The following is a 1,122-nucleotide window of genomic DNA, read 5'->3' as shown; positions in this document are numbered from 1 at the left end:
CGGTCCTCGCCGATGGATGACCTCGGCCTTTTAAAGACCGTTGATCGTTTCAGCGAGAGCGTTGTCGTAGCTGTCGCCAACGCTTGCGACAGACGGCTCGATGCCCGCTTCCGCCAGCCGTTCAGAATAGCGAATAGACACATATTGCGATCCGCGGTCGGAATGGTGAACCAGCCCGCCGCGATGAGCGGGTCGCCGATCATGAAGTGCCTGGTCGAGGGCATCGAGGACAAAGCCCGCTTGCGCCGTCCTGCTTGCTCTCCATCCGACGATGCGGCGGGCAAATGCATCAATGACGAAGGCCACGTAGACGAAGCCCTGCCAGGTGGCCACATAGGTGAAATCGGAGAGCCAAAGCATGTTTGGTGCGGGAGCACGGAACTGCCGGTTCACGCGGTCGAGCGGGCATGGAGCGGCCTTGTCCGACACGGTGGTTTTGACGGGCTTGCCGCGAATGATACCTTGAAGCCCATCATTCTCATGAGCCGAGCGACGGTGCAGCGGGCGATGTCGTGACCCTCTCGCTGCAACTGTCGCCAGACTTTCCGCACGCCATAGACCTGGAAGTTCTCGTTGAACACCCGGCGTATCTCGACCTTCATGGCGATATCATTCCGCTCGCGGGCCGACAGACGGCCCACGTCCCTGCGCTTGGCAATGACCTCATAGTAGGTGGACGGGGCAATCGGCAGCAGCCTGCAGATCGGCTCGACCCCGAGCACCGAGCGGTGTTCGTCGATGAAGGAGATCATCGCTTCAGTGGGCGGTCGAGCTCCGCCTGGGCAAAATACGCGGATGCCTTGCGCAGTATCTCATTCGCCTGACGAAGCTCGCGGTTCTCCCGCTCCAGAGCCTTCATCTTCTCGGCCATATCGCTCGGCAGGCCAGCCCGCTTGCCGTTATCAACCTCGGCCTTCTTTACCCATTCGTTGAGTGTGTGTGCAGAGCAGCCGATCTTGGCGGCGATCGAGCAAACCGCCGCCCAACGGGAGGGATGCTCGGCTTCATGCTCCGCAACCATTCGAACGGCGCGGGCGCGGACTTCAGGAGAGAACTTATTCGTCGTTCCGCTTGTCATAGACCCTACTTCTCACGCGTTGGGGTCGCCGGTAAATCCGGCGC

Annotated in this window: 1 pseudogene and 1 other annotated feature; the pseudogene reads right to left on the bottom strand. The window is 60.9% G+C overall.

What is annotated here, in order from left to right:
* Positions 1 to 33: 33 nt before the first annotated feature.
* Positions 34 to 1,078 (bottom strand): annotated as a pseudogene (locus tag GGQ66_RS22900) (IS3 family transposase); the annotation flags it as partial.
* Positions 678 to 794: a sequence feature (AL1L pseudoknot), on the bottom strand. It overlaps the preceding pseudogene by 117 nt.
* Positions 1,079 to 1,122: the final 44 nt, after the last annotated feature.

This window comes from Allorhizobium borbori (assembly GCF_014196535.1).
Taxonomy (GTDB): Bacteria; Pseudomonadota; Alphaproteobacteria; order Rhizobiales; family Rhizobiaceae; genus Ectorhizobium; species Ectorhizobium borbori.
The sequence above is the reverse complement of the archived record's forward strand: the minus strand, read 5'-3'. Positions and strand labels throughout refer to the sequence as shown.